The 5,451-nt window shown below is 57.9% G+C and carries 2 protein-coding genes; both read left to right on the forward strand.

Going from position 1 to position 5,451, the window contains the following annotated elements; translation table 11 throughout:
* Window positions 1-501 precede the first annotated feature (501 nt).
* Window positions 502-3,198 (forward strand): DNA mismatch repair protein MutS, encoded by a 2,697-nt coding sequence (mutS, locus tag LPA02S_RS10555; RefSeq protein WP_056956329.1) that lies wholly within the window; start codon window positions 502-504, stop codon window positions 3,196-3,198.
* A gap of 60 nt (window positions 3,199-3,258) precedes the next feature.
* Window positions 3,259-5,262: a DNA mismatch repair endonuclease MutL gene (gene mutL, locus LPA02S_RS10560; RefSeq protein ID WP_054651788.1), complete on the forward strand. Its 2,004-nt coding sequence runs from the start codon at window positions 3,259-3,261 to the stop codon at window positions 5,260-5,262.
* Window positions 5,263-5,451: the final 189 nt, after the last annotated feature.

The raw sequence follows: 5,451 nt of genomic DNA on the forward strand, positions 1-5,451 counted from the left end.
CTCAACCTCCGCCACCACACCAGTACGACCAACTGTAGAGGGTCACCGTTCCGGGTCCAGTCGTCTCCGCACCCCACGGCACCCCCACCGGCCAGAGCCACACTTGCGAACGGATTTATGAATGATTTGGGTCAACTAACGCGTTCCCAGCGATAAAGACAGGCGGTATGCTGACCAGGCATCTCGCAGCCCAGAATTTGGCAGATTAGTGTATGAGGTCGTGATGAAGGCGAGTGGTCTTGGAGTAAATTAACTGTCGAGGACTGTGTACGGGAGAAAGGCTTCTATTGGGAGTTATACGTGCTACAGTAGCGTGAGGCCGCGTCGGTCGGACCGGTGAGCGGAGTACCCCACGAAAGCCGCAGCTCACCGGTCCGGCCTACGCTGCCGCCAACAACTACCGTAGCAGGCCAAGGCACAGGGCACACAAGCAGTTTTGTTTTCTCGCAACGGTCTGCTAAAATTGTTGTGACCGTAAGTTGGAAACGGAGAGTCAAAATTATGCCTAAAAAACCCAGTGTCACCCCCATGATGCAGCAATACCTCGCAATTAAGGCGCAGTATCCTGACGCCTTTTTGTTTTACCGCATCGGGGACTTTTATGAAATGTTTTATGACGATGCCATTAAGGGCTCGCAAATTCTCGAACTCACGCTGACCGCGCGCAACAAGAGTGCGGATGACCCCATCCCCATGTGTGGCGTGCCGCACCACGCGGTGGAGAATTACCTCAACGTGATGATTGATCACGGGTACAAAGTCGCCATCTGTGAGCAGATGGAGGATCCCAAAACCGCCGTGGGGATGGTGAAGCGGGAGGTCATCCAGCTGGTGACCCCCGGGACCACCATGAACGTCAATCCTGGTGCCGCTAAGCGCAACAACTACCTGACCGCCGTGTTGCCCGTCAAGGACGGCTTTGGTTTTGCGTACACCGACCTTTCGACCGGGGAAATGAAGGTAGCACACCTCAGTAACGTTGCCGACATCGTGAATGAGTTGGACGCCCTGAGTAGTATCGAGACCGTGGTGCCCGTGGACCTTGACGAGCAAGTGGCCAGTCAGCTCAAAGTGAACGACCGCATCCTGTCGCAGCAGGCATTGAGCACCGATGCGAGTGCCGAAGTCAGCTTTGTCATCCAGGACCTCGATGATGAGGTGGAAACCAAAGTCGTCAGCATGCTCATGCAGTACCTGCTGAGCACCCAGAAGCGGAGCCTCGCGCACATCCAGCGCGCCGTGCCGTACACGCCGTCCGCGTTCCTGGAGATGGATAGCGATGCCCGGCGTAACCTCGACATCCTCAGTAACAGCCGAACTGGTAAAAAGGCCGATAGTTTGTTGTGGCTGCTGGATAAGACCAAAACCGCGATGGGCGGGCGGATGTTGCGCAATTGGTTGGAGCGGCCGTTGCTGGATTACCAGACCATTACCCACCGTCAGCAACAAGTCCAAGCGATGCTCGACCACTTCTTTGAACGGACCGAGCTAGCCGACAACCTGAACCAGGTGTACGACCTGGAACGGTTAGCCGGGCGCGTGGCCTTTGGCACCGTGAACGGACGGGACCTGCAGCAACTCGCCACCAGTCTGGATCAACTGCCAGCTATTCTGGATACTTTGGACCGGATTGACGACGCGAGTTTGGACGATTACCGCCACCTCGATACGGTGGGTGACGTCGCCGACCTGATTCACGCTAGCATCGTTGACGAACCGCCGATTTCCGTTACCGATGGGAAGCTCATTAAGGACGGGTATAACGACCAGCTGGACGCTTACCGTTCCACGTTGAAAAACGCCAAGCAGTGGTTGGCGGAGTACGAGACGACCGAGCGGCAGGCCACGGGTATCCATAACCTGAAGGTCAAGTACAACACGGTCTTTGGCTACTACATTGAGGTGACCAAGTCCAACCTCGATAAAGTTCCGGAAGACCGGTACGACCGGAAGCAGACGCTCACGAACGCCGAGCGGTTCATTACGCCGGAACTGAAGGAGAAGGAAGACACGATCCTCGAGGCCCAGAGTAATTCTACCTCGTTGGAGTACGACGTGTTTACGCAGATTCGCGAACAGATTAAGGCCAACATCACGCGCCTGCAGGACCTGGCGGCCAAAGTTGCGGGGTTGGACGTGCTGCAAAGTTACGCGCAGGTCGCCGAGGACCAACACTTTATTCGACCAACGATGACCGCTAACGGCCACGATATTGACATCGTGAACGGACGGCACCCGGTGGTGGAAAAAGTCATGGGGTCCACGGAGTACATTCCCAACGACGTCACGATGGACGCCGACACGGACATGTTGCTAATCACCGGACCGAACATGTCCGGGAAGAGTACGTACATGCGCCAGCTGGCGTTGATCGTCATTATGGCGCAGGCCGGTGGGTTCATTCCGGCTGACCGCGCGACTTTGCCCGTCTTTGATAAGATTTTCACCCGCATCGGTGCGGCCGATGACCTGGCTAACGGCCAAAGTACCTTCATGGTTGAAATGCTGGAGGCTAACGCGGCGTTGAGTCACGCCACCAGCCGGAGCCTGATCCTCTTTGACGAAATCGGGCGCGGGACCGCGACCTATGACGGGATGGCGCTGGCGCAGGCCATCATCGAATACTTGCACGACCATGTGCACGCCAAAACGTTATTTTCGACCCACTACCACGAACTGACCGCGCTGGCCGACCACCTTGACCGGCTGCGGAACGTGCATGTGGGTGCGACTTTGGATCACGGCAACCTGGTCTTCCTGCACAAAATGCTGGCTGGACCAGCGGACAAATCGTACGGGATTCACGTGGCTAAGCTGGCCGGCCTGCCCGAAGAGCTGTTACAGCGCGCCGATAAAGTGTTGCAACACCTCGAACAGCAGGGCGGTTCGCTGGAAATGGGCGCCAGTGATGATGAACAGACGGCTGTAGAGCCAGCGACGGTAGCGGATACACCGGTTGCAGCGGGACCGGAGCCAGACACGACGGCGGACGTTCAGACTAATGCTCCGGAGGCCGTGGACGACCAGCAACTCGACCTGTTCACGCCGGAGACGGTGGTACCTGAGTTGAGCGATGCGGATACTAAGGTACTGAAGCAACTGGAAAAGTTCGATTTGTTGCAGGCCACACCAATGGCGGCGATGAATCTGTTATACGAATTAAAGCAAGAGTTAAGCCAGCGGGGAACACAAGCGTAGTGGTGGACAACGTGGGCTAAAAGCGTTATTTTAGGTGCACTAAGATTGGGGATGACCACGATGAGTCAGATTCATGAATTACCAGAAGCCCTGGCTAACCAGATTGCCGCTGGGGAAGTGGTCGAGCGACCAGCTTCGGTGATTAAGGAGCTAGTGGAAAACAGTATCGATGCCGGCGCGTCCCAGGTGGATATTCGCGTGGTGGATGCCGGCCTGCGTTTGATGGAAGTGGCCGATAACGGTGCTGGGATTGAGCCAGACGACGTGCCGAACGCGTTTAAGCGCCACGCCACGAGCAAGATTGCGACTACCCGGGACCTCTTTGCCATCCACTCGCTGGGGTTTCGGGGCGAGGCCCTGGCCAGTATTGCGGCCGTGGCGGACGTGACCATCGAGACCGCGACGAGTGCGGGTGTGGGCACCAGTGCACACCTGACCGGCGGGGCCATAGTGGATGCGCACCAGCAGGCCTTCCGGCAGGGGACAACCATTGCGGTGCATAACCTGTTTTACAACACTCCGGCCCGGCTCAAGTACGTAAAGTCCCAGGCGACGGAGCTCAGCCACATCACGGATATCGTGAACCGGTTGGCCCTGGGTCACCCGAATGTCGCCATCACTTTGCGCAGTGCGGACAAGCTGTTGTTGCGCACGGCGGGTAATGGCGACCTCCAGCAGACCATCGCCGGCATTTACGGCGTCGAGACGGCCAAAGGCATGTTGGCGTTCGCGGGCGAGGACTTGGACTTCAAGGTGTCCGGTTACGTCAGCCTGCCGGACACGACCCGGTCGACGCGGACTCACATGACGCTGTTATTGAACGGACGCTACTTCAAGAACTTCAACCTCGCCAAGGCCGTGATTGCAGGCTATGGCTCCAAGCTGATGGTGGGCCGGTACCCGCTAGCGGTGGTCAACATTGAGATTGACCCGCAGTTGGTGGATGTTAACGTCCACCCGACGAAGCAGGAGCTACGGATTAGCAAAGAGGCGGCGTTGAGCCAACTCATTGAGCAAACGATATACGCCCGCATGGCGGACCAGAACCTCATTCCGGATGCGTTGCATAATTTGCAGCACCGGCGTGGACCCAAAGGTGAGCAGCAAGCGTTGAACTTTGCCTCCCCAGATCGCGTGCGGGAGCCGGTCACGCCGATTGTGACGGGTAACACCGTGACGCCGGTGACAACGGCGACGGTAGCACCAGCTGAAGCGAGCGTGCCGGCTGATATGCCCGCTGATACTGAGGCTACTGCTGATGATTACGGGCTGGACATTGAGGATTTACCGCAGGACAGTATCATGGCGCACCCTGACCGTTTGGCGGCCTGGGATGAGCGGTACGCGCACATCGCACCCGACGAAATGGCGGCGGTGGACCAGGAGGACGCGTTGGCAGTGGCGGGGGATGCCGCTACTGCCGCCGACGCTGATAACGACCAGCCGCAGGAGCGATTCCCGGACTTGCGGTATCTAGCGCAGATGCACGGTACGTTCATTTTGGCGGAGACACCGGACGGTTTTTACTTGGTCGACCAGCACGCCGCGCAGGAACGGGTGAACTACGAAAAGTACCGCGTGGAAATTGGCCAGGTGGACCCGGGACAGCAAAACTTGTTGGTGCCAATCGTGTTGGATTACCCGGCGAGTGACGCGGCGCTGATTCGTGACCGGTTGGACGTACTGCAAAGTGTCGGTGTGTACCTGGAAGACTTTGGGCAAAATAGTTTCGTGGTGCGCAGTCACCCGACGTGGTTTGAACCCGGTCAGGAAGAGGATACGCTACGGGAAATGATCGACTGGGTGCTGCGTGACGGGCACCTGACGGTCGCGAAGTTCCGCGAGGCGGCGGCCATCATGATGAGTTGTAAGCGTGCGATTAAGGCGAACCACCACCTTGACGGCCAGCAGGGGCAGGCGTTGCTGAACAAGTTGGCGCAGGCGGAGAACCCGTTTAATTGCCCACACGGTCGGCCGGTGGTGGTCGAATTCTCGAACAACGACCTCAACAAAATGTTCAAGCGCATCCAGGATAGCCACGAAAGCAATCCCGTCGACATGTAACCTACCTTTTGGCCCGAACAATGGTGTTCGGGCCTTTTGGGTTGGTTTGGTGGTGGCGGCAGCGTAGGCCGGGCTGGTGAGCTACGGCTTTCGTGGGGTGCTCCGCGGTAACCACTGCTAGGGCGAAGGCTTTGGTCACGAACGCGCGGGCGGGGTTTGGGGTTGCGGCTTACGTGCCCTACGCCGTGA

The organism is Lacticaseibacillus pantheris DSM 15945 = JCM 12539 = NBRC 106106, assembly GCF_001591865.1.
Taxonomy (GTDB): Bacteria; Bacillota; Bacilli; order Lactobacillales; family Lactobacillaceae; genus Lacticaseibacillus; species Lacticaseibacillus pantheris.